1 protein-coding gene is annotated in these 1,298 nt (G+C 67.7%); it reads left to right on the top strand.

The genetic code is table 11. The features are described 5' to 3' along the window. A partial coding sequence (locus tag ACFXC1_RS51200) for a non-ribosomal peptide synthetase (RefSeq protein WP_381257377.1) occupies positions 1 to 1,298 on the top strand: 1,298 nt, incomplete at both ends.

The following is a 1,298-nucleotide window of genomic DNA, read 5'->3' as shown; positions in this document are numbered from 1 at the left end:
TACTACACCTCCGGCTCCACCGGCACTCCCAAGGGCGTCGCCTCCACCCATGCTGGCTGGGCCAACCGCATGCAGTGGATGCAGGCCCAATACCCCCTCAACCCCGGCGAGAACGTCCTGCACAAAACCGTCCTCAGCTTCGACGACTCCGCCGTGGAAATCTTCTGGCCCCTCATCGCCGGCGCCACCGTCGTCATGCTCCCGCCCGGCCTGCACCGCGACCCCCGCGCCATCGCCGACTGGAGCGCCCAACACGACATCGTCGCCCTCCACTTCGTCCCCTCCATGCTCGCCCTCTTCCTCGACGAGATCACCCCCGCACGACAGCCCCTCACCCACCTCCGCCACGTCATCTCCAGCGGCGAAGCCCTCCGCCCCGACCTCGTCACCACCTTCCACCAACGCCTCGCAAACACCCCCGCCCGCCTCCACAACCAATGGGGCGCCACCGAAGTCTCCATCGACTCCACCAGCCACACCTGCGTCCCCCAGGACGAACAGGCCGGCGAAGTACCCCTCGGCGAAGCAATCGCGAACAACCAAGTCCTGCTCCTGGACGAGCACTTCAACCCGGTACCCGACGGCATCCCCGGCGACCTCTACCTCGCCGGAGTAGGCCTGGCCCGCGGCTACCTCGGCGACGCCCGCAAAACCGCAGCAGCCTTCCCACCCCACCCCTACGCCAACAGCCTGCGCCTCTACCGGACCGGCGACCGCGGCATCCGACGCCCCGACGGCACCCTCACCTTCCTGGGACGCGCCGACAGCCAGGTCAAGATCCGCGGCATCCGCATCGAACCCGCCGAGATCGAACACACCCTCCGCCGCCACCCCCACGTCCGCGACGCCGTCGTCACCAAATGGGAACCCACCCCCGGCGACCACCGCCTCGCCGCCTACATCACCACCGAAGAATCCGACCACCAGGACGACGTACCTGCCGACCTGAACGCCTACCTCAGCGACCAACTCCCCCTCTACATGATCCCCTCCAGCATCACCGTCCTCGACCGCATCCCCGTCAACGCCAACGGCAAGACCGACCACCGCGCACTGCCCCAGCCGAAAGCCACCACCCAGGACACCACCACCCGGCCGAGCGGAGCAGCCGAAGAACTCGTCGCCGGCATCTGGACCGAAGTACTCGACCAACCGGACCTGGACGTCCACGCCAACTTCTTCGCCCTGGGCGGCCACTCACTCCTCGCCACCCGCATCATCTCCCGACTCCGCACAGCACTCTCCCCCGACATCCCCCTCGCACTCATCTTCGACAACCCCACCATCCACACCATGGC

Source organism: Streptomyces hokutonensis (genome assembly GCF_042751305.1).
GTDB lineage: Bacteria > Actinomycetota > Actinomycetes > Streptomycetales > Streptomycetaceae > Streptomyces > Streptomyces hokutonensis_A.
The sequence above is the reverse complement of the archived record's forward strand: the minus strand, read 5'-3'. Positions and strand labels throughout refer to the sequence as shown.